Source organism: Streptomyces laurentii (genome assembly GCF_040635425.1).
GTDB lineage: Bacteria > Actinomycetota > Actinomycetes > Streptomycetales > Streptomycetaceae > Streptomyces > Streptomyces laurentii.
Genome location: NZ_JBEYHT010000002.1, coordinates 31,803 through 52,001 on the forward strand (window position 1 = coordinate 31,803; position 20,199 = coordinate 52,001).

General features: G+C 73.4%; 19 protein-coding genes. 7 read left to right on the forward strand and 12 right to left on the reverse strand.

Features of this window, described 5'->3' with window-relative positions:
* Window positions 1-62: 62 nt before the first annotated feature.
* Window positions 63-1,103, forward strand: coding sequence for a saccharopine dehydrogenase family protein (locus tag ABZ693_RS01690; RefSeq protein WP_359872192.1), 1,041 nt, complete (start codon window positions 63-65; stop codon window positions 1,101-1,103).
* 71 nt (window positions 1,104-1,174) lie between these two features.
* Here ABZ693_RS01690 and ABZ693_RS01695 read toward each other — a convergent pair whose 3' ends face one another.
* Window positions 1,175-1,921: an SAM-dependent methyltransferase gene (locus tag ABZ693_RS01695; protein WP_359872194.1), complete on the reverse strand. Its 747-nt coding sequence runs from the start codon at window positions 1,919-1,921 to the stop codon at window positions 1,175-1,177.
* A gap of 198 nt (window positions 1,922-2,119) precedes the next feature.
* Window positions 2,120-2,701: a helix-turn-helix domain-containing protein gene (locus tag ABZ693_RS01700; protein WP_359872197.1), complete on the reverse strand. Its 582-nt coding sequence runs from the start codon at window positions 2,699-2,701 to the stop codon at window positions 2,120-2,122.
* A 264-nt stretch (window positions 2,702-2,965) separates the two neighbouring features.
* Between ABZ693_RS01700 and ABZ693_RS01705 the strand changes: the two genes are divergently transcribed.
* On the forward strand, window positions 2,966-3,763 hold the full coding sequence (locus ABZ693_RS01705) for an aldolase (protein ID WP_359872199.1): 798 nt from the start codon (window positions 2,966-2,968) through the stop codon (window positions 3,761-3,763).
* The gene (locus tag ABZ693_RS01710) at window positions 3,763-4,680 is read left to right on the forward strand and encodes a dihydrodipicolinate synthase family protein (protein ID WP_359872201.1); all 918 of its coding nucleotides are present in this window, start codon (window positions 3,763-3,765) and stop codon (window positions 4,678-4,680) included. The genes ABZ693_RS01705 and ABZ693_RS01710 overlap by 1 nt, the downstream gene beginning before the upstream one ends.
* Window positions 4,681-4,727: 47 nt before the next feature.
* Here the strand turns inward: ABZ693_RS01710 and ABZ693_RS01715 are convergent, their stop codons facing one another.
* The 4 genes from ABZ693_RS01715 to ABZ693_RS01730 all read right to left on the reverse strand — a co-directional run bounded on the left by ABZ693_RS01715 (window position 4,728) and on the right by ABZ693_RS01730 (window position 8,998).
* Window positions 4,728-6,302 carry an MFS transporter gene (locus ABZ693_RS01715; RefSeq protein WP_359872203.1) on the reverse strand — a complete coding sequence of 525 codons (1,575 nt, stop codon included), beginning with the start codon at window positions 6,300-6,302 and terminating at the stop codon, window positions 4,728-4,730.
* 124 nt (window positions 6,303-6,426) lie between these two features.
* Window positions 6,427-7,257: an alpha/beta fold hydrolase gene (locus ABZ693_RS01720; RefSeq protein WP_359872205.1), complete on the reverse strand. Its 831-nt coding sequence runs from the start codon at window positions 7,255-7,257 to the stop codon at window positions 6,427-6,429.
* Between the two features lie 26 nt (window positions 7,258-7,283).
* The gene (locus ABZ693_RS01725; protein WP_359872207.1) at window positions 7,284-7,685 is read right to left on the reverse strand and encodes a RidA family protein; all 402 of its coding nucleotides are present in this window, start codon (window positions 7,683-7,685) and stop codon (window positions 7,284-7,286) included.
* The gene (locus ABZ693_RS01730) at window positions 7,682-8,998 is read right to left on the reverse strand and encodes an acyl-CoA dehydrogenase family protein (protein ID WP_359872209.1); all 1,317 of its coding nucleotides are present in this window, start codon (window positions 8,996-8,998) and stop codon (window positions 7,682-7,684) included. The genes ABZ693_RS01725 and ABZ693_RS01730 overlap by 4 nt, the downstream gene beginning before the upstream one ends.
* A gap of 384 nt (window positions 8,999-9,382) precedes the next feature.
* On the opposite strand from ABZ693_RS01730, the gene ABZ693_RS01735 reads away from it, so the two are divergent.
* Both ABZ693_RS01735 and ABZ693_RS01740 read left to right on the forward strand, forming a co-directional pair.
* Window positions 9,383-11,185 (forward strand): AMP-binding protein, encoded by a 1,803-nt coding sequence (locus ABZ693_RS01735; protein ID WP_359872211.1) that lies wholly within the window; start codon window positions 9,383-9,385, stop codon window positions 11,183-11,185.
* A gap of 9 nt (window positions 11,186-11,194) precedes the next feature.
* Window positions 11,195-12,001, forward strand: coding sequence for a PaaX family transcriptional regulator (locus tag ABZ693_RS01740; protein ID WP_359872213.1), 807 nt, complete (start codon window positions 11,195-11,197; stop codon window positions 11,999-12,001).
* A 7-nt stretch (window positions 12,002-12,008) separates the two neighbouring features.
* Here the strand turns inward: ABZ693_RS01740 and ABZ693_RS01745 are convergent, their stop codons facing one another.
* The 4 genes from ABZ693_RS01745 to ABZ693_RS01760 all read right to left on the reverse strand — a co-directional run bounded on the left by ABZ693_RS01745 (window position 12,009) and on the right by ABZ693_RS01760 (window position 16,507).
* Complete coding sequence (locus ABZ693_RS01745) at window positions 12,009-12,584, reverse strand: GNAT family N-acetyltransferase (RefSeq protein WP_359872215.1); 576 nt, start codon at window positions 12,582-12,584, stop codon at window positions 12,009-12,011.
* Between the two features lie 53 nt (window positions 12,585-12,637).
* Window positions 12,638-13,027, reverse strand: coding sequence for a VOC family protein (locus tag ABZ693_RS01750; RefSeq protein ID WP_359872218.1), 390 nt, complete (start codon window positions 13,025-13,027; stop codon window positions 12,638-12,640).
* A gap of 139 nt (window positions 13,028-13,166) precedes the next feature.
* Window positions 13,167-15,695 (reverse strand): bifunctional salicylyl-CoA 5-hydroxylase/oxidoreductase, encoded by a 2,529-nt coding sequence (locus ABZ693_RS01755; protein ID WP_359872220.1) that lies wholly within the window; start codon window positions 15,693-15,695, stop codon window positions 13,167-13,169.
* Window positions 15,680-16,507 carry an enoyl-CoA hydratase family protein gene (locus ABZ693_RS01760; protein WP_359872222.1) on the reverse strand — a complete coding sequence of 276 codons (828 nt, stop codon included), beginning with the start codon at window positions 16,505-16,507 and terminating at the stop codon, window positions 15,680-15,682. Before ABZ693_RS01760 ends, ABZ693_RS01755 begins: the two co-directional genes overlap by 16 nt.
* Before the next feature lie 192 nt (window positions 16,508-16,699).
* Between ABZ693_RS01760 and ABZ693_RS01765 the strand changes: the two genes are divergently transcribed.
* On the forward strand, window positions 16,700-17,209 hold the full coding sequence (locus tag ABZ693_RS01765; RefSeq protein WP_359872223.1) for an ATP-binding protein: 510 nt from the start codon (window positions 16,700-16,702) through the stop codon (window positions 17,207-17,209).
* Window positions 17,210-17,236: 27 nt separating this feature from the next.
* Here ABZ693_RS01765 and ABZ693_RS01770 read toward each other — a convergent pair whose 3' ends face one another.
* Window positions 17,237-18,658 (reverse strand): amino acid permease, encoded by a 1,422-nt coding sequence (locus ABZ693_RS01770; RefSeq protein ID WP_359872225.1) that lies wholly within the window; start codon window positions 18,656-18,658, stop codon window positions 17,237-17,239.
* A 782-nt stretch (window positions 18,659-19,440) separates the two neighbouring features.
* Between ABZ693_RS01770 and ABZ693_RS01775 the strand changes: the two genes are divergently transcribed.
* On the forward strand, window positions 19,441-19,761 hold the full coding sequence (locus ABZ693_RS01775) for a hypothetical protein (RefSeq protein ID WP_359872227.1): 321 nt from the start codon (window positions 19,441-19,443) through the stop codon (window positions 19,759-19,761).
* Window positions 19,762-19,836: 75 nt separating this feature from the next.
* Here ABZ693_RS01775 and ABZ693_RS01780 read toward each other — a convergent pair whose 3' ends face one another.
* The gene (locus ABZ693_RS01780; protein ID WP_359872229.1) at window positions 19,837-20,178 is read right to left on the reverse strand and encodes a hypothetical protein; all 342 of its coding nucleotides are present in this window, start codon (window positions 20,176-20,178) and stop codon (window positions 19,837-19,839) included.
* Window positions 20,179-20,199 lie beyond the last annotated feature (21 nt).

Genomic DNA, 20,199 nt, shown 5'->3' on the forward strand with positions numbered 1-20,199 from the left:
AGCACGACGGCACGACGGCACGACCGGGCATACGGCACACGAGAACGGGATGCGGGAGAATCATGGGATCGGGACGCAAGGTGGCGGTGTTCGGCGCGTACGGGCACACGGGGCGGTTCGTGGTGGCGGAGCTGCTGGACCGCGGGTTCGTCCCGGTGCTGTCCGGGCGCGACGCCGACAAGTTGAAGACGCTGGCGGAGTCCTCGGAGTCCCTTGCCGGGCCGGCCACCCGTCCGGCGTCGGCCGACGACCCGGCCGCGCTCGACCGCGCGCTGGCCGGCACGGCGGCCGTGGTCAACTGCGCCGGCCCCTTCGCCACGACGGCCGCCCCCGTGATCGAGGCGGCGCTGCGCGCCGGGATCCCGTACGTGGACGTGGCGGCCGAGATCGAGGCCAACGCCGACACGTTCGCGCGCTTCGCGGACCGCGCCCGGGCCTCGGGAGCGGTGATCGTCCCCGCGATGGCCTTCTACGGCGGCCTCGGCGATCTGCTGGCCACCGCGGCGATGGGGGACTGGACGACGGCCGACGAGGCCCACATCGCGTACGGGCTGAGCGGCTGGCACCCCACCGCCGGAACGCGGGCCGCGGGCGCGGTCTCCCATCAGCGGCGCGACGGCGGCCGGGTCCGCTACCGGAACGGACGGCTGGAGCACCACCGGGACGAACTGCCCACCCTGGACTGGCCGTTCCCCGATCCGATGGGCTCCCGGCCGGTCGTCGGGGAGTTCACGATGGCCGATGTCGTCACCCTGCCCAGCCATTTGGCCGTCCCCGACGTACGCACCTACATGTCGGTCGAGGCGGCCCGGGACCTGGCGGCCCCGGGCACACCCGAGCCCACCGCCGTGGACGCGCGCGGACGGTCCGCGCAGACCTTCCTCGTCGATGTCGTCGTACGGTCCGGCGGCGGCGAACGGCGGGCGACGGCGAGCGGCCAGGACATCTACGCCGTCACCGCGCCGCTCGTCGTGGAGGCGGTCGACCGCATCCTCGGCGGACGCACCAGGACGGTCGGCGTCGCCTCCGCCGGCGCGCTCTTCGACGCGCCCGACTTCCTCCGTGCCCTGTCGCCGCACATCACGCTGGAACCGCGCCTGTAGCGGGCGCGGCGCCCAGCACACCGTCTCCGCGGGACGGGCAGCGCACCGCCCGGCCCGCGCGGATCCCGCGATCAGCGCTTCATCAGGGCGAAGACTCCCCAGCCGAGGTATTCGCGCAGGTAGCGCGTGTAGCGGGCGGGCTCGGTGGTGAGCTCGGCCCGCACCTCGGGCGCCAGTTCGTCGTCCGGGTTCCGGTCGAGCCAGCGGCGGAGGTTCAGCCACTGGGCCGCGCGGTACCGGTCCCAGCTGTCCTGGTCGGCCAGCGTCATCTCGACGACGTCGTACCCGAGGCCGCCGAACCGCTCGATCAGTTCGGGCAGCGGCAGGAAGTCGGCCACGCGGGTGGCGTGGCAGGCCTCGGCGGTCTCCTGGTCCGGCGGGGTACGGCGCCAGTAGGGCTCGCCGATCAGCATCAGCCCGCCGGGGCGGAGGCTGCGGCCGAGCAGCTCGGCCGTCCCGGCGACGCCGTCGCCGATCCACGTCGCGCCGACGCAGGCGGCGAGATCGACCGGCCCGTCCGCGACATGGCCGGCGGCGTCGCCGTGGACGAACTCCACCCGGTCGGCGACGCCGAGTTCGACGGAGCGGGCCCGGGCCTGCTCGGTGAAGACCGTACTGATGTCCACGCCCGTGCCGGTGAAGCCCAGGTCGCGTGCCCAGGTGCACAGCATCTCGCCCGAGCCGCTGGCCAGGTCGAGAACCCGCGTACCGGGTTCCAGGTGGAGCGACCGGCCGAGGGCGGCGAGCTTGTCGGGAGTCAGCGGATTGTGGATGCGGTGGCTGCTCTCGCGGATGGTGAAGACGCGGGGAAGGTCCATGGTGGCTTCCTATCGGTCAGGCTCGGCGCATGCCGGAAGGAATGAGGGGCGCGTCGCGGACGCGCGAGGGCGCCGCGGGGCCGTGCCTCGTTCCACAACCTCGGCCGGCGCGCGGCACCCATGCCCTCCCATGCCCGCGATCCGGGTCACGCGCCGGACCGGCGGGGAAGTCCCTCCCGGAGACATCGGCGGCGCGGGTCAGGGCAGGCGGGAGTGCGGGGGCCGGGGGTCGTCGGCGGTGTCGTGGTCGCTGGAGACCAGCAGGAGGACGGTGGCGCGTCCGGTCCCCAGGGAGCGGAGCTTGTGGGGCGTGGTGGCCTTGAAGTAGACGCAGTCGCCGGGGTCCAGCGTGATGGTGCGGGACGGCAGGATCAGTTCGGCACGCCCCTCGTGGACGAAGACGAACTCCTCGCCGGGGTGGTCCCGGAAGGGGACGGGGCCCGCGTCGAGCGGCGGGTAGAGCATGAACGGGGTCATGCCCTTGGCCCCGGCGTCGAGCGCCATGCCCTCGTAGCGGGTGCCGGGCTCGTCCGGGGCGGTCAGGGCCCGGCGTTCCGCGGCCCGGGTGACGGTGACCTCGTCCAGGTCGTCGGCGTCGGCGAAGAGGCTGTCCAGGGAGACGTCGAGGGCCTTCGCGAGCTTGGCGCACACGGCGATCGAGGGCACGCTCTGGCCGCGTTCGACCTTCGACAGATAGCTCTTGGTGATGCCGGACCGTTCGGCCAGCGCCTCCAGGGTCAGCAGCCGTTCCTTGCGCAGCCGGCGTACCCGGTTGATCACGGGCGTCTCCCTCTTCCTGGCCTCTCGGCCGACGGGGTGCGCGGTACGGCGCGGAGCACCCGCCCCTCGATGACACCTCGTGTCCTCTGGTGCGCCATGCTACGGCGCGACATCGGCGGCACCGCCCGCGGGGCGCCGCCGAGTGGGCCGTACGACACTCTTGCGGTAGGAAACCTTGTGTCCTAACGTGAACACAGTTTCCTCAGGGGCCACGGCCCCGCACGGCAGGCCTCGCCCCTCGGGCGGGCCGGAACGGAGTGGCAGATGGCGAAGACCCTGCACGACGCGAAAAGCGTGCTCGTCGACCGTGCCGAACGGCAGATGGACCGGCACTTCGGCGACTCGGCCCTGACCACGCGCCAGAAACTGGCGCTCACCTGCCGGATCGCCTACGACGGCGGCCACGACTCGGGGCTCGCCGGGCAGATCAGCTCCCGCGGGCAGGAGCCGGGCACCTACTACACCCAGCGCCTGGGACTGGGCTTCGACGAGATCACCGAGGACAACCTCCTGCTGGTGAACGAGGACCTGGAGGTCCTGGAGGGGGACGGCATGCCCAACCCCGCCAACCGCTTCCACTCCTGGATCTACCGGGAGCGCCCCGATGTGAACTGCATCATCCACACGCACCCGCTGCACGCGGCCGCGCTCGCCATGCTCGAAGTACCGCTGATGGTCTCGCACATGGACACCACGCCGCTGTATGACGACTGCGCCTTCCTCAAGGAGTGGCCGGGCGTGCCCGTGGGCAACGAGGAAGGCGAGATCATCTCCGCCGCCCTCGGCGACAAGCGGGCCATCCTGCTGGCCCACCACGGCCAGCTGGTCACGGGCGCCACGGTCGAGGAGGCGTGCACCCTGGCGCTCCTCATCGAGCGGGCCGCCCGGCTGCAGCTGCTCGCGATGGCGGCGGGCACCATCCAGCCCCTGGACCCGAAGCTCGCCCGCGAGGCCCACGACTGGACCTCCACCGACCGGCGCAGCAAGGCCAACTTCGCGTACTACGCCCGCAAGGCGCTGCGCGGCCACCCCGACTGTGTGAACGGGAAGGTGGAGCTCTGATGGCCGGCCCCGTGCTCGCGGGCGTCATCGCCTACCCGGTCACTCCCTTCGACGCCCACACCGGCGCGGTCGACCTGCCCGCGCTGCGCGCGCTCACCGGCGATCTGGTCGCCGCCGGCAGCCACGCCGTCGCGCCGCTGGGCAGCACCGGCGAGAGCGCCTATCTGACCGACCCGGAGTGGGACGCGGTCTGCGAGACCACCCTGGACACGGTGGCCGGACGGGTGCCGACGCTGGTCGGCGTCTCCCACTGGAGCACCGAGGGGACGGTTCGCCGCGCCCGCGTGGCCGCCCGCCACGGCGCCACCGCGCTCATGGTGCTGCCCCAGGTGTACTGGAAGCTGACCGAGGCCGAACTCGTCCGGCACTACACCGAGGTGGCCCGCGCCACCGACCTGCCGATGATGCTTTACAACAACCCCGGCACCAGCGGCGTCGACCTGCCGCCGGAGACGGTGGTCGCGCTCGCCCGCAAGGTGCCGAGCCTCACCATGGTCAAGGAGAGTTCGGGCGAGCCGGCCCGCTTCCGCGCGATCCGCGAGCTGTCCGACGGCGCGCTGTCGGTCTACAACGGCAGCAACCCGCTCGCCCTGGAGGCCTTCCGCGCCGGGGCCGCGGGCTGGTGCACGGCCGCCCCCTGTCTCGTACCGCGGCGGGTGCTGGAGCTCCACGCCGCGGTCGCCGGCGGCCACGACGACCGCGCGGACGCGCTCCTTGGCGAGCTGCTGCCGTTCCTGCGGTTCCTCGTCCGCCACGGCCTCCCCCGGACGGTCAAGGCGGGCCTGGAGATCCAGAACCGCCCGGCCGGACCCCCGCGGCCGCCCCTGCTGCCGCTGCCCGACGACGAGACACGGCAGCTCGAAAAGCTGCTCACCCGGCTCCTGGACGACGGGGTCGCGCCGCCCGCCGCCGTCTGACCGGGCGCGCCCGGAACCGTCACCCGGATACCGGATACCGGCCGGGGTCAGCCCGGGCGCTTCCCGTCGCCCTTCAGGCGTTCGAGGTCCGAGGGGCGGACCCGGATGACGAGGAGCGCGATGGTCAGGGCGACGAGGGCGAAGGCCGCGGCCACCATGAAGCCGGCGGTGACGCCGCTGGTGAGGACCTCGTCGCTCCAGGGCTTGGGGAGCATGCGGGTCCGCGCGAACTCGGTCTTCGCCAGGACCCCCGCGTGCTGCAGGAAGGCGGGTACCTGCTTCTCCGCCTCCGTACGGCTGACCGCGCCGAAGACCGTGACGAGGATGGACAGGCCGAGCGAACCGCCCACCTGCTGCGTCGTGTTGAGCAGTCCGGACGCGGCGCCCGCCTCCTGTGGGGCGACGTTCGACAGGGCCGTCAGGGTCAGCGAGACGAACATCATGCCCATGCCCGAGCCCAGGACCAGCATCGGCCCGAAGATGCTGCCCAGATAGGTGGAGTGGACCTCGACCCGCGTCAGCCAGGACAGTCCGATCGCCAGGCAGATCGAGCCGAGCACCATGAACAGCTTCGGCCCGAAGCGGGGCAGCAGCCGGGAGGTGACCCCGGCCAGGATCGCGATCACCACGCTCACCGGCAGGAACGCGAGGCCGGCGCGCAGCGGGCTGAACTCCAGGACGTCCTGCACGAAGAGGGTCAGGAAGAAGAACATGCCGAAGATGGACGCCGACAGGCACAGCATGATGCCGTAGGTGCCGGACCGGTTGCGGTCGGCGAACATGTGCAGCGGGGTGATCGGCTGCCGGGACCGCCGTTCGATGAGGACGAACGACGTCAGCAGGACGACGGCGACGACGAACGAGCCGATGGTGTACGGATCCCGCCAGCCCTCCCGCGCGGCGCGGATGAACCCGTACACCAGCGCCACCATGCCGAGGGTCGCGGTGAACGCGCCCGCGAGGTCGAAGTGGCCGGGGTGGCGGGCGGATTCCCTGACGTGGCGCGGGGTCAGGAAGGCGATCATCAGCGCGATCGGCACGTTCACGAAGAACACCCAGCGCCAGTCGAGCCATTCGACGAGGATGCCGCCGGCGAGCAGGCCGATCGCACCGCCGGCCGCCGAGACGCCCGCGAACACGCCGAAGGCCCGGTTGCGTTCGGGCCCTTCGTCGAAGGTGGTGGTGACCAGGGACAGCGCGGTCGGCGAGGCGATCGCCCCGCCGACGCCCTGGAGCGAGCGGGCGGCGAGCAACTGCCAGGATTCCTGGGCCAGTCCGCCGAGCAGCGAGGCGAGTCCGAAGAGCAGGACGCCGAAGATGAAGACCCGGCGGCGGCCCAGGATGTCACCGGTGCGGCCGCCGAGCAGCAGCAGACCGCCGAAGGTCAGCGTGTAGGCGTTGACCACCCAGGAGAGGTTGGTGGTGGAGAAGCCCAGGGCGCTCTGGATGTGCGGGAGAGCGATGTTCACGATGGTGATGTCGAGGACGACCATCAACTGGCAGGAGGCGATCACGAACAGGGCGATGCCCTTGCCGTGGCCGCCGCCACGGCCCCGCGCCACGCCGGCGGTCCGCCGCGAGGCCGGTGGCTGTGACGGCTGGGGTGGCCGGGGGGAAGTCATGCCGCGTCGCGCCCTCACCTACGAAGACCCGTGGGCCGGTCAGTCCACTCATCGACCCTAAGCCCGGCCCTGGAGCCCCACCAGTCGATCTCTCCCCGGCCCGGCCCCTCCCCCGCGGCGGTGGTCAGTTCTCGGCGACGAACGCGCGCAGTTCGTCCGCCAGTCGCTCCGGCTGGTCCTCGGCGATCAGCGTGCGGCTGTCGGCGATCTCGACGTACCGCCCCCTCGGCAGCAGCGCGGCGAGCCGGCGTCCGTGCGCGCGCGGCATCATCAGGTCGTCGGCGGCCCAGACGACGAGCGCGGGCCGGTCGAAGGAGCGCAGTCCGTCCGCGGCCTTCAGCAGTTCGTCCTCGCGGACGGCGAGGTTGTAGCGGCGGAAGTCGGCGCGGACCGCCGGGTCGGTGCGCAGCGGGCGCAGCCAGCCGTCGACGATCGCGTCCGGCACCGGCCGCCGGGTGAGCGCGCCGATGCCGACGGGTAGCCGGCGCAGTGCCTTCAGGCCGAGGACCTTGGCCATGAGGGTGACGCCGCCGGGTGCCCGGCAGGCCAGCGCGATCATCTTGCCGGGCGCGCCCGGCGGGTAGTTGTCGAAGGCCTCGCAGGAGATCAGCACCAGCCGGGCCAGCCGCCCGGGGTGCCGGACGGCGACGGTCTGCGCGCGGCCGCAGTCGCTCTCGACGAGCGTGACCTCGCGCAGGTCGAGGCGGTCGAGGAGTTCGGCGATCAGGTCGATGACGGTGTCGGGCGAGAGCGGTACGCCGGGGCGCATCGCGGTGCGGTGGGAGCCGTACGGGAGGGTGGGCGCGATCACCCGGTGATCCGGGGCGAGCCGCGTGGTGACCGCGCGCCAGACCGTCGCGTCGTGGACGAGGCCGTGCAGCAGGACGACGACCGGTCCGGGGCCTCCGGTGTCCTCGTACGCGATCGTCCCGGCGCTCAGTTCGATCTCGGGCATGACGACCCGGCCCCCTGTCGGTTGACCTATCCGTCCACGACGGCGAAGCCGTCGAGTTCGACCTGCGCGGCATCGTCCCACAGCCGTACGACGCCGATCACGGCCATCGCCGGGTAGTCGCGGCCCGCCAGCCTCCGCCATATGCGGCCCAGTTCGGAAGCGTGCCGGCGGTAGTCGGCGACGTCGGTGGCGTAGACGGTGACCCGGGCCAGGTCGGCGGGCGAGCCGCCGGCGTGGCGGAGCGCGGTGAGGAGGTTGACCAAAGCGGCCTCGAACTGCTCGGGCAGGGTCTCGCCGGTGATCTTGCCGTCGCGGTCGAGACTGGTCTGACCGGCCAGGAAGACCAGCCGGTTGCCGGTGGCGGTGACGGCGTGGCTGAAGCCGGCCGGCGGGGAGAGGTCGGCGGGGTTGTGGCGGTGCAGGGTCATGCGGCACCTCCGGGCGCGGTGGCGGGCTCGGGTTCCGGGACCTGGCGGCCCACGGGCCGCGCGGGGCCGGTCCGGTCCGGGCGGGCGGCCGCGCGGGAGCCGTGCCGCCGGTAGAGCTCCTTGGCGATGATGGTGCGCTGGACCTCGGTGGCGCCTTCGTAGATACGCGGTGCCCGCACCTCCCGGTAGAGGTGTTCCAGCGGGTGGCCGCGTTGCAGGGCGCGGGCGCCGTGCAGCTGCACGGCGGCGTCGACGACGTACTGGGCGGTCTCGGTGGCGAGCAGTTTCGCCATGGCGGCGCGGCGCGGGACGTCCGGGTCGCCGCGGTCGTAGGCCTCGGCCGCCGCGTACACGAGCAGCCGGGCGGCCTCCGTACGGGTCGCCATCTCGGCGACCTGGTGGGCGACGGCCTGCAGGTCGGCGAGGACGCCGCCGAAGGCGGGGCGGGCGGCCGTGTGGGCGAGGGTCGCGTCGAGGGCGGCCTGCGCCATGCCGACGGCGAAGGCGCCGACGCTCGGCCGGAAGAGATTGAGCGTGTGCATCGCGACCCGGAAGCCCTCCCCCGGGGTTCCGAGCACGTCGTCGGGGCCGACCGGCACCCCGTCGAAGACGAAGGTGCCGAGCGCGTGCGGGGCCAGCATGTCCAGGGCCTCGCCGCCGAGCCCGGCCCGGTCGCCGGGGACGAGGAAGGCGGTGACGCCCCGGGGGCCGGTGCCGCGCCCCGGACGCGCGCCGGGCGCCCCTCCCGCCTCTGGCTCCCCGCCCGCGCCGGGCTCTCCGTCTGTTCGGACGCCCCCGTCCGGCTCCGTGTCGCCCGTTCGGGCGAAGACGGTGATCAGATCGGCCTCGGGCGCGTTCGAGATCCAGCACTTCTCCCCGTACAGCCGCCAGCCCCCGCTCTCCGGGTCCGGTACGGCCTCCAGGGCCAGCGCGGCGGCGTCGGAGCCGGCGCCCGGCTCGGACAGGGCGAACGCGGCGACCGCCCGCCCGGCGACGACCTCGGGCAGCCAGCGGTCCCGCTGCTCCGGCGTCCCGAAGGCGGCGACGGGGTGCGCGCCGAGCCCTTGGAGGGCGAGCGCGGTCTCGGCCTCCGTGCAGGCGTGGGCCAGGGATTCGCGCATCAGGCACAGGTCGAACGCGCCGGAGTCGAACAGTCTCGCGAGCAGGCCCAGCTCCCCCAAGGCGGCGACGAGGGGGCGGTTGACCCGCCCCGGTTCCCCCTTGTCGGCGAGCGGACGCAGCTGTTCCGACGCGAGCCGGCGCAGTTCCGCGCACCAGGTGGTCTGTTCCGGATCGAGCGAGAATGCGGCCATGGGCGCCCTTTCCCTGGCTGTATCGCGAACCGTTGACTGTCGTCACCATCACGATACGCTCTCAGGGCGGCGGTCGACCCCACCACGACGGCCGAACCCGCCCCGCGCACGGTCGTCCGCACCGGAGGCGGGCACGACGAGCGGTCCCGCCGCGCCGACCGGACGGGACGCGGAAGAACCGGGCACGGGCACCGGGGCGAGCGCGCCCGCGGCGCCCCGGCCGGGCACGCAAGCTGCGACGACGGCACGACCGGCGGCCCCCGCCCCCGACCCGTACGGGCCGGTCGGCCCTCCCGCCGGAACGGCCCCGGCACGGCCGCCACCCGCGGCCGTCACCCGCACGCCCACGACGATCCCACCGACTCACCAGGGGGAACGGACGTAATGGAGCTGACGCCCTCGGCCCACCTCGACACCTTCGCCCGCGATCATCTGCCGCCCGCCGGGCAGTGGCCGCGCCTCCTCTTCGACCTGCCCGCCCTCGCGTACCCGGACCGGCTCAACTGCGGGGCCGAACTCCTCGACCGCACGATCGAACGCCTCGGCGGCGCACGGCCGGCGTTCCGCGACGGCGAGGGCACCGTCTGGACCTACGACGACCTGCGCGGACACGTCGACCGGATCGCCCATGTCCTCACCTCCGACCTGGGCGTCCGCCCCGGCAACCGGGTCCTGCTGCGCGGCCCCACCACCCCCTGGCTCGCCGCCTGCTGGCTCGCCGTGATGAAGGCGGGCGCGGTCGCCGTCACGGTCCTCGCCCAGCACCGGTCCCGCGAACTGGCCGTGATGTGCGAGATCGCCCGCTGCGCGCACGCCCTGTGCGATGTCCGCTTCCTCGACGAGCTGGCCGCGGCCGAGGTGCCGGGGCTGCGGATCACCCCGTTCGGCGGCGACGGGCCGGACGATCTGCTCACCCTCGCCGACGGCAAGCCGGGGCGGTACGAGGCGGTGCCGACCGCCGCCGACGACGTGGCGCTGATCGCCTTCACCTCGGGCAGCACCGGGCGGCCGAAGGGCTGCCTGCACTTCCACCGCGACGTGCTCGCCGTCGCCGACACCTTCTCCGCGCAGGTCCTGCGCCCGGAGCCGGACGACGTCTTCGCCGGCTCCCCGCCCCTCGGCTTCACCTTCGGCCTCGGCGGGCTCGTCGTCTTCCCGCTGCGGGTGGGCGCGAGCGCGGTCCTGCTCGAACAGGCGGGCCCACAACAGTTGCTCGCCGCGATCGCCCGGCACCGGGTGACCGTCCTGTTCACCGCGCCGACCGCGTACCGCGTGATGCTGTCCGAGCTGACCGCACCGGGCCACCGCCAGACCGACGACGAGACGTCCGCCCCGGCCTCCGACCCGGTCCACGTCCCCGAACACGTCCCCGAGCACGTCCACGAGCACGATCTCGGCTCGCTGCGCCGCTGCGTCTCGGCCGGCGAGAACCTGCCCGCGTCGACCTGGCACGCCTGGCACGAGCACACCGGACTGAAACTGATCGACGGCATCGGCGCGACCGAGCTGATGCACATCTTCCTCTCCGCCGCCGACGACGACATACGCCCCGGCACCACCGGCCGCCCGGTCCCCGGCTGGCAGGCCCGGATCGTCGGGCGCGACGGCCGGGAGCTGCCGGACGGCGAGCCGGGGCTGCTCGCGGTGCGCGGTCCGGTCGGCTGCCGCTATCTCGCCGACCCCCGGCAGACGCAGTACGTCCGCGGGGGCTGGAACGTCACGGGCGACACGTATGTCCGCGATGCCGACGGCTACTTCCGCTACGTCGCCCGCGCCGACGACATGATCATCTCGGCCGGGTACAACATCCCCGGCCCGCAGGTCGAAGAGGCACTGCTCGCCCACCCCGACGTCGTCGAGGCGGCGGTGGTCGGCCGGCCCGACCCGCTGCGCGGCCAGATCGCGGTCGCGTACACGGTGCTGCGGGACGGGGTGCCGCGCGACGGCGGCACGGCGACGGCGCTGCGCGCCTTCGTGCGCGCCCGGCTCGTCCCGTACAAGACGCCACGCGAGTTCGTCTTCCTGGACACGCTGCCGCGCACGGCCACCGGCAAGCTCCAGCGCTTCCGGCTGCGGGCGGAGGACGGCGGTTCGGGAGGGGGCGGGAGCGTGGGCGCGGGCCGGGGCGCGGAACGCGGGATCGGCGCAGGTGACGGCGGGGAGAAGCCCGTACGGGACACCCCCTAGAGTGATCACGTGGCCGAGCAGCACACCCCCCGCTCCCTGATCGTCTCCCTCTATGGCGCGTACGGGCGTTCGCCGGACGGCGCGCCCCTCGCGGTGGCCGAGCTGATCAGGCTCCTCGGCGTCCTCGGCGTGGACGCGCCGTCCGTGCGCTCGTCGGTGTCGCGGCTGAAGCGGCGCGGGCTGCTGCTGCCCCGCCGGACGGCGGGCGGCGCCGCCGGGTACGCCCTGTCGGACGACGCCCGGATGCTGCTCGTCGACGGCGACCGCCGGATCTACGCCACCGACGAGCCGCGGCTGTCCGACGGCTGGGTGCTCGCCGTGTTCTCGGTGCCGGAGGCGGAGCGCCACAAGCGGCATCTGCTGCGTTCGCGGCTGGCCCGGCTGGGCTTCGGCACGGCCGCGCCGGGCGTGTGGATCGCGCCGGCCCGGCTGTACGAGGAGACCCGGCACACGCTGGAACGGCTGGAACTGTCCGGCTACGTCGACCTGTTCCGGGGCGATCACCTCGGCTACGCGCCGACCGCCGAGGCGGCGGCCCGCTGGTGGGACCTGCCGTCGATCGCGGCGCTGCACGAGGAGTTCCTGGCCGCCCACGAACCGGTGCCGCGGGCCTGGGCGGACGCGCCGGGTACCGCGGAGGACGCGTACCGCGCGTATCTCCTCGCCCTCGACTCCTGGCGCCGGCTCCCCTACGCCGACCCGGTCCTCCCCCTCGCGCTGCTTCCGGAGGACTGGCCGGGCACCCGCTCGGCACAGGTCTTCGCGCGGCTGCACGAGCTCCTGTACGCGCGCGGGGAGGAGTTCGTACGGGGCTGACGCCGGGTTACTTCGGGACGGCGGCGGGCCAGGTGTACTCGAACTCGGGGAGCGCGAAGCCCTCGTCGAAGTGGCATATGCGGGAGTCGGTGCGGCGGCCGCCCTGGCGTTCGTAGAACGCGACGGCGCGGGTGTTGCCCTGCAGCACCTCCAGATAGACGTCCTTGCCGGGATGCGTGGTCGCGGACCAGGCCAGCGCGTGCGCGAGCAGCCGGCCGCCGAGGCCGCGCCCCGTCTCGCCGGGCCGGGCGTGCAGGTTGTCGATCAGGATCCGGCCGTCCGGCCGCGGTTCCAGATAGACGAAGCCGAGCAGCGTGCCCGCTTCCCGGGCCAGGAAGAGAGCCGCGCCGGGAACGGGGTCGGCCAGCCGGCCCCGCCACACCGCGCGGCGTTCTTCGAGCAGCGGACCGTTCAGGTAGTGCGCGGGGAACAGGTCCGCATATGCCGTGCGCCAACTGGCCGTGTGCAGCTCGGCTACGGCATCGGCATCGGCAGGGGGGTGAACGCGGGCCCCGGCATCGGGGGCGGTGCCGGTGTCGGCTTCGGTGTCGGCGCCGTTCGCGACGGCGTGAGTGATCTCCACGGCCGCATTCTCGCGACCGCGGCGGCCGGCGTCCACGCGCCCCCGGACCGGGGTCAGTTCTTCGTCTCGGCGATCTGGATCAGGTTGCCGCAGGTGTCGTCGAGGATGGCGATGACGGCCGAACCCACGTCCATCGGCTTCCGGGTGAAGCGGACGCCGAGGGCGCGCAGCCGCTGGTGCTCGGCGCGGACGTCGGCCACCGCGAAGGAGTTGACCGGGATGCCGTCGGCGGTCAGGGCCTGCTGGTAGGCCTTGGCGGCGGGGTGCTGGTTGGGTTCCAGGACCAGTTCGGTGCCGTCGGGGTCCTCGGGCGAGACGACCGTCAGCCAGTCGTGCCCGCCCAGCGGGATCCGGTGTTTCTGCACGAAGCCGAGCACGTCGGTGTAGAAGCGCAGGGCCTTGTCCTGGTCGTCGACGAAGACGCTGGCCAGGTTGATCCTCATGGGTGCTCTCCGGGGTGTCGGGGCCGGGCCGGGGCCCTGTCCGGGCCGGGCCGCCGGGACGCCACGATAGGCGGGCACCGGCCGGTCCTCGACCCGGACTGCGCCACCCGGGTCAGCCCCGGGCGGAGGCACCGGGCTCTCAGGGGTCCTTGCGGCCGGTCGGCGGGCGCCGGTTGCCGGCCCGGTACGGGGCGGGCCAGGGGGCGGCAGGGCCCTCGTAGCCCTGCTCGACGGCGGCGTGCAGGGTCCACTGCGGGTCGTAGAGGTGGGGGCGGGCCAGGGCGCAGAGATCGGCGCGGCCGGCCAGCAGGAGGGAGTTCACGTCGTCCCAGGAGGAGATCGCGCCGACCGCGATCACGGGCACGCCGAGGACGGCGCGGATCCGGTCGGCGTACGGGGTCTGGTACGAGCGGCCGAACTCGGGGCGCTCGTCGGGGACGACCTGACCGGTGGAGACGTCGATGGCGTCGGCGCCGTGCGCGACGAGGGCGCGCGCGATCTCCACGGCGTCGTCGGCGGTGGTGCCGCCCTCGGCCCAGTCGGTGGCGGAGATGCGGACGGTCAGCGGCCGGTCGTCCGGCCACACCTCCCGTACGGCGTCGAGGACTTCGAGCGGGTAGCGGAGCCGTCCGGCCAGGTCGCCGCCGTACGCGTCGGTGCGGTGGTTGGTGAGCGGGGAGAGGAAGCCGGAGAGCAAGTAGCCGTGGGCGCAGTGGAGTTCGAGCAGATCGAAGTCGGCTCGGGCGGCCCGGCGGGCGGCGGCGGTGAACTCCTCACGGACGGCGGCGAGTCCGGCCCGGTCCAGCGCGTGCGGGATCTGGTTGACGCCGGGGCGGTACGGCAGCGGGGAGGCGGCCACGAGGGGCCAGTTGCCGTCCGGGAGGGGCTGGTCGATGCCGTCCCACATCCGGCGGGTGGAGCCCTTGCGGCCGGCGTGGCCGAGCTGGACGCCGATCGCCGCGCCTGGCGCCCGCGTGTGCACGAAGCCGGTGATCCGGGCCCAGGCGTCGCCCTGCTCGTCGGTCCACAGGCCGGTGCAGCCGGGGGTGATCCGACCCTGTGCGCTCACGCAGACCATCTCGGTCATGACGAGTCCGGCGCCGCCGAGGGCGCGGGCGCCGAGGTGCACGAGGTGGAAGTCGCCGGGGACGCCGTGCTCGGCGACGTACTGGTCCATGGGCGAGACGACGACACGGTTGCGCAGGGTCAGTCCGCCGAGCCGGAACGGGGTGAACATCGGCGGAGTGCCGGGCGGGCAGCCGAACTCCTCCTCGACGGCGGCCGTGAAGGCGGGGTCGCGCAGCCGCAGGTTGTCGTGGGTGACGCGGCGGCTGCGGGTGAGCAGGTTGAAGGCGAACTGACGAGGCGGACGGTCGAGTTGGCCGGCCAGCTCCTCGAACCAGCGCAGACTCGCGGCGGCGGCCCGCTGGGTGGACTCGACGACCGGGCGGCGTTCGGCCTCGTACGCGGCGAGCGCGCCGGCGAGGGTGGGCTCGCGGTCGACGTGGGCGGCGAGGGCGACGGCGTCCTCGACGGCCAGTTTGGTGCCGGAGCCGATGGAGAAGTGCGCGGTGTGGGCGGCGTCGCCGAGGAGGACGGTGGCGCCGTGCGACCAGCGGGCGTTGACGACCGTACGGAAGGCGGTCCAGGCCGAGTTGTTGGAGCGCAGCGGCCGGCCCTGGAGCACGTCGGCGAAGATCTTGGCGCAGCGGGCGACCGAGTCCTCCTCGCCGAGTTCGTCGAAACCGGCGGCCCGCCAGACCTCCTCGCGCATCTCGACGATGACGGTGGAGGCGGGCTCGGACCCGAGGGCGTACGGGTAGGCGTGCAGCTGCATCACGCCGTACTCGGTCTCGGCGATCTCGAAGCGGAAGGCGTCGAGGGCGAAGTCGGCGGCGAGCCAGATGTAGCGGCAGCGGTGGGTGGTGAGGGTGGGCCGGAAGACGTCGGCGTGCTCCTCGCGGGTGCGGCTGTGCACGCCGTCGGCGGCGACGACGAGGTCGTACCCGGCGGCGATGAGCGTGTCGGCGGGCGGGGCCTCGGTGCGGAAGAGGAGCCGTACCCCGAGCTCGGTGCAGCGGGCGCGCAGCAGCTCCAGGAGCCGGCGGCGGCCGAGGGCGGCGAAGCCGTGGCCGGTGGAGGTGAGGTGGTGGCCGCGGTGGACGATCTCGACGTCGTCCCAGTGCACGAGTGCGCGGCGGAGGGCGGCGTACACGACCGGGTCGGCGCTCTCGATGCCGCCGAGGGTCTCGTCGGACAGGACGACGCCGAAGCCGAAGGTGTCGGTGGGCGCGTTGCGTTCCCAGACGGTGACCTCGCGGCGCGGGTCGCCGCGCTTGAGCAGGGCGGCGGCGTACAGGCCGCCGGGGCCGCCGCCGATGACGGCGACCCGGAGGGGGTGGGTGGTGAGGGCGTCGGGGGTGGGGCCGTCGGACGGGCGGGCTTCAGGGACCTCAAGGGTTCCAGGCGACTCGGCGGCCTCGGAGGCCTCGGGAGTCTCGGGGCGCGCAGGAGCCTCGGAAGCCTCGTGCCCGAAGGCCCGCCGTATCGCGCCGGTGCCGCCCGGCGCGGTACGGCGGTCGGGGGGCGCCTCGGCGCCGGGAGCGGGGGCGGGGGCGGCCGGGTCGGGGACCTGGTCACCCGGGCCCGGGGTCATCGGCCCTGCCATTTCGCGGGGCGCTTCTCGGTGAAGGCCGCGTGGAACTCCGCGTAGTCCTCCCCGTGCATGAGCAGGGCCTGGGTGGACGCGTCCAGCTCGACGGAGGCGGCGAGCGGCATGTCCAGCTCGGCCGTGAGGAGCGCCTTGGTCTGGGCGTACGCGAGCGCCGGCCCCTCGGCGAGCCGGCGGGCGAGGGCCGCGGCACGGATGCCGGCGTCGCCGGCCTCGGTGAGTTCGCTGATCAGGCCGATCCGCTCGGCCTCGGCGGCGCCGACCGGATCGCCCAGCATCAGCAGCCGGGTCGCGTGACCGAGGCCGACCACCCGGGGCAGCAGATAGGCCGCGCCCATGTCGCCGCCGGAGAGCCCGACGCGGGTGAAGAGGAAGGCGAAGCGGGCGGTGGGGTCGGCGACCCGGAAGTCCGCGGCGAGGGCGAGGACCGCCCCGGCGCCGGCGGCCACCCCGTGCACGGCGGCGATCACCGGGAACGGGCACTCGCGCAGCGCCCGTACCGTCTGCCCGGTCATCCGGTTGAAGTCGAGGAGCTGGGCGGTGTCCATCGCGAGGGTGGCGCCGATGATCTCGTCGACGTCGCCGCCGGAGCAGAAGCCGCGCCCCTCGCCGCCGAGCACGAGGGCGCGCACGGACCGCTCCCGGGAGAGTTCGGCGAGCAGGTCGCGCAGGTCGGCGTAGGCGCCGAAGGTGAGCGCGTTCAGCTTGTCGGGACGGTCGAGGGTGATCGTGGCGACCCCGTCGTCGACGGTGAGGCGCAGGTGCCGCCAGCGTTCGGTACGGATCGCGGAGCCGGTGAAGGGGCTCATTTCGGGAGGACCTCCCTGATTGCGTGCACGTGCGGGGCATCGTCGACACGACATCTGAAGAGTATCACTCGTATGTGACTGTCGTCACGAGTGCGCGATACACCGAGGCCTCCACGCCCCGGATCCGACGAGCCGGACACAGCGGCCCGCCCCACTGTCCGGATTTATGAGTCCGTAAGGTGGCAACCCAGGATGTCGCCTGCCCTCGCATCCGCACCCGACCCCCGAACGGGAGCCGCCGCCGTGTTCGAAGTCTCCGGCCCTCCGGCCTGGCGCACCGAGCTGCCGCACACCACGGCCGCCGTACCGATCGCCCGCGCCCTCGTCCGTACCGCCCTCACCGAGATCGAGGGCCCGGAGCAGGCCGCCGCGGACTGCGACACCGCCGAACTCCTCACCGCCGAACTGGTCGCCAACGCCGTCCAGCACACCCCCGGCGACAGCCCGATCGAGCTGGTCGTCGAACTGCTCCCGGCGCCCGGCGGCTGCCAGATCGAGGTCCACGACGACCGCCCGGCGGGCCCGGACGACATGCCCTGTCCCGACCCGGCGGTCCCGGTGGACCCGTGGCAGGAACACGGCCGCGGGATGCTCCTGATCCGCGCGCTGAGCAGCGACTGCGGACACCGCCCCACCGCGCACGGCAAGGCGGTCTGGTTCACGCTCCCGGCCGTGCCGCTGCCGGCCGGGCCCCGGCGCTGACCGCCCGGGGACTCCGCGGCGGGCCGGTCAGTCCACCGGCTGCCCCGCGTACTCCGGGTCGGTGACGAGGCGCGAGTGACGGCGCCCGTATCCCGCGTAGACGAGCAGGCCGACGACGAGGAAGCCGGCGAACTCCAGCCAGGTCACCCAGCCGGTCCCCCACATGAGGTACACGCAGAACGCGACCCCGAGGATCGGGCTGAGCGGGTAGAGCGGGACGCGGAAGGAACGCGCCAGCTCGGGATTGCGGCGGCGCAGGGTGATCACAGCGATGTTCACCACGGCCATGGTGGCGAGGGTGCCGATGGTGGTGAGGTTGACGACCATGCCGAGCGTCGCGAACGCCGCGAGGACCGCGAAGACGAGCGCCACGATCCAGGTGTTGGCCACCGGCGTACGGGTCTTCGGCGAGACGTGCTCGAAGATCCGGGGCACCAGCCCGTCGCGGGACATCGACATGAGGATCCGGGTCTGCCCGTACATCACGGCGAGGACGACGGACGCGATGGCGACGACCGCGCCGAAGGCGATGATCCCGCCGCCTATCGTCGAGTCGGTCACCTTGTCGACGACGACCGAGAGCGCGGCCGGCTGGTCGGCGACGGCGTCCGGGCCGAGCGCCCCGATCGCGGCGAGCGCGACGGCGCAGTAGAGGACGGTGACGGCGCCGATGCAGATGAGGATCGCGAGCGGGATGTTGCGCCGCGGGTTCTTCACCTCCTCGCCGGCGGTGGTGATGGCGTCGAAGCCGATGAAGGAGAAGAAGGCGAGGGACGCGCCGGCGGTGATCCCGCTGAAGCCGCTGCCCGCGAACGGCGAGAGGTGACCGTTCTGGTAGGCGGTGAACCCGATCGCGCAGAAGACCACCAGGATGACGATCTTGAGGATGGCCATCGCGGCGGTCGCCCGGGCGCTCTCCCGTACCCCGCGCACGAGGAGCAGGGCGGCGAGCAGGATGACGATCACGGCGGGCAGGTTGACCACACCGCCGTCGCCGGGCCCGGCTGACAGCGCGGCGGGCAGCTGCCAGCCGATGACGCTGTCGAGCAGCTCGTTCAGGTACTGGCTCCAGCCGACCGCGACCGCGGAGACCGAGACGCCGTACTCCAGCAGCAGGCACCAGCCGGTGAGGAAGGCGACGCGCTCGCCGAGACTCGCGTAGGCGAAGGAGTAGGAGGAGCCGGACACCGGGATCGCACTGCCCAGCTCGGCGAACGAGAAGGCGGTGAAGACGCAGGTGACGGCCGCGAGAACGAACGAGATCACGACGGCGGGCCCGGCCGCGGAGACGCTGTCGGACAGTCCGACGAAGATGCCGGTGCCGACGATGGCGCCGATGCCGAAGCTCACGAGCTGGAACAGCCCCATGGTGCGCCTGAGGCCGTGACCTTCGAGGTCGGCGCCGGATTCGGCGATCAGCCGGCTCGGGGACTTGATCCGCGAGGTCATGCGGTCGTTCTCATCTCTGATTCGGGCACTCGGACGCACGGGAACGCGGTCGTACGAGCGTGAGCGGGCGTGCGCGGGTGGGGGCCGCGCACCCGAAGGAGGGGTCCGGGCATATCTGCCCGAACCCCCCTCGATGAGGTGATGGTAGCCCGTGTCCCGCATATTCACCCAACCGGACGTATCTCTATGCCCCCGCGGGTCAGGGTCCCCCGGCACCCCGGGACACGCCTTCGGGGCGGGCGGATCGGGATGCCGGGTCGGCGTCACCGCGCCCGCGCGGTCGGCGGGCGGGCGATCTCCGCCGGTGATACGAAAACACCAGATGACAGACATGCGGAGCGAGCGCACACGGCGCGCGCTCGCGGGTGTGAACCACTTCGCGAGGAAGAGGAAGGTGCTCAGTGAGCCCGAGAACGACCCGCCAGCGCACGCCTGAGATTCCACCACGGTGGTCTCGGCGGGCGTCCTTGCCGTGGCCTTGAACGTCGTCCCGGGCGCGGTGGCCGTCGCCGACGCGATCCACCGGTCATCGGGCACCGCCGGCAGCGTGGCCCCTCCCGGTCCGAACGGGGCCCTGAGCGTGCCGCGGCGAGGGCAAGGCCGCGACCGCGGTGACGGCCGACTACGGCGACCGGGGAGGCGGCGACGGCGATTACGGCAGCGGGACCGAGGGCTCCCAGGGTCCCCAGGGCGAGCCGGGCCCGCAGGGTCCCCAGGGCGACACGGGCGTCCCGGGCGGCACCGGACCACAGGGCCCGCAAGGTTTCCGGGGATTCCAGGGCGTGACCAGAACGCAGGGCGCGCAGGGCGGAGCCGGGGCGCAGGGCCTGCAAGGCGCGCAGGGTGTCCAGGGCACGCAGGGCTTCCAGGGGGTCCAGGGCACACAGGGGTCCGGGCTCGGCGTCCCCCACGTCGTCCTCGGCCCCCAGGGAACGACGTCGCTCGCCAGCTGCCCCGCGGGCGAGGTCGTCCTCGGCGGCGGGTTCGGCGGAGCACTCACCGACACCGTCTTCGAGAGCCGTCCGAACGGCGAGGGGTGGCAGGCGACGGGCAATCTGATCAGCGGCGTCCAGGCGTACGCGATCTGCGCGGCGCAGACCTGACCCGGCGCCCCACCGCTTCACGGCAGCGTCCCGAGGTCTCGTCCTCGGGGCGCTGTCCCTCGGTTACTCGCGGGGTCAGACCACCAGGAGTCCGCCGCAGCGCTCGGCGCCGTCCTTCATGGCGATGAGGTTGGCGGCCACGTACGAGATGTCGTTGCGGGCGTGCCACTCGGTGGGGAAGTACGTCACCAGCCGCGACGACTGGAACCGGGCCTCGATCTCGGGCACGAACGCCCGGTACTGGTCGTCCGTGTAGTACCAGAAGGCCTCGATGTACTTGTCGTACAGGGCGACCGTCTCGCTCTGGATGTGCGCGTTGATCTGCGGATCGCACTGGGTGTTCGCCCCGTGGATGCGCTGGAGGTACAGCGGGCGGGGTACGTGGTGGAAGTCGCCGAGGTGGAACAGTCGGCACATCAGGTCCTGGTCGTCCAGGAC

What these genes read in the sequence shown, in the direction of transcription:
- ABZ693_RS01690 (WP_359872192.1), top strand. Translation starts at nt 63, where the DNA reads ATGGGATCGGGACGCAAGGTGGCGGTGTTCGGCGCGTACGGGCACACG.
- ABZ693_RS01695 (WP_359872194.1), bottom strand. Translation starts at nt 1,921, where the DNA reads ATGGACCTTCCCCGCGTCTTCACCATCCGCGAGAGCAGCCACCGCATC.
- ABZ693_RS01705 (WP_359872199.1), top strand. Translation starts at nt 2,966, where the DNA reads ATGGCGAAGACCCTGCACGACGCGAAAAGCGTGCTCGTCGACCGTGCC.
- ABZ693_RS01710 (WP_359872201.1), top strand. Translation starts at nt 3,763, where the DNA reads ATGGCCGGCCCCGTGCTCGCGGGCGTCATCGCCTACCCGGTCACTCCC.
- ABZ693_RS01715 (WP_359872203.1), bottom strand. Translation starts at nt 6,302, where the DNA reads ATGACTTCCCCCCGGCCACCCCAGCCGTCACAGCCACCGGCCTCGCGG.
- ABZ693_RS01720 (WP_359872205.1), bottom strand. Translation starts at nt 7,257, where the DNA reads ATGCCCGAGATCGAACTGAGCGCCGGGACGATCGCGTACGAGGACACC.
- ABZ693_RS01725 (WP_359872207.1), bottom strand. Translation starts at nt 7,685, where the DNA reads ATGACCCTGCACCGCCACAACCCCGCCGACCTCTCCCCGCCGGCCGGC.
- ABZ693_RS01730 (WP_359872209.1), bottom strand. Translation starts at nt 8,998, where the DNA reads ATGGCCGCATTCTCGCTCGATCCGGAACAGACCACCTGGTGCGCGGAA.
- ABZ693_RS01735 (WP_359872211.1), top strand. Translation starts at nt 9,383, where the DNA reads ATGGAGCTGACGCCCTCGGCCCACCTCGACACCTTCGCCCGCGATCAT.
- ABZ693_RS01750 (WP_359872218.1), bottom strand. Translation starts at nt 13,027, where the DNA reads ATGAGGATCAACCTGGCCAGCGTCTTCGTCGACGACCAGGACAAGGCC.
- ABZ693_RS01755 (WP_359872220.1), bottom strand. Translation starts at nt 15,695, where the DNA reads ATGGCAGGGCCGATGACCCCGGGCCCGGGTGACCAGGTCCCCGACCCG.
- ABZ693_RS01760 (WP_359872222.1), bottom strand. Translation starts at nt 16,507, where the DNA reads ATGAGCCCCTTCACCGGCTCCGCGATCCGTACCGAACGCTGGCGGCAC.
- ABZ693_RS01765 (WP_359872223.1), top strand. Translation starts at nt 16,700, where the DNA reads ATGTCGCCTGCCCTCGCATCCGCACCCGACCCCCGAACGGGAGCCGCC.
- ABZ693_RS01770 (WP_359872225.1), bottom strand. Translation starts at nt 18,658, where the DNA reads ATGACCTCGCGGATCAAGTCCCCGAGCCGGCTGATCGCCGAATCCGGC.
- ABZ693_RS01780 (WP_359872229.1), bottom strand. Translation starts at nt 20,178, where the DNA reads ATGTGCCGACTGTTCCACCTCGGCGACTTCCACCACGTACCCCGCCCG.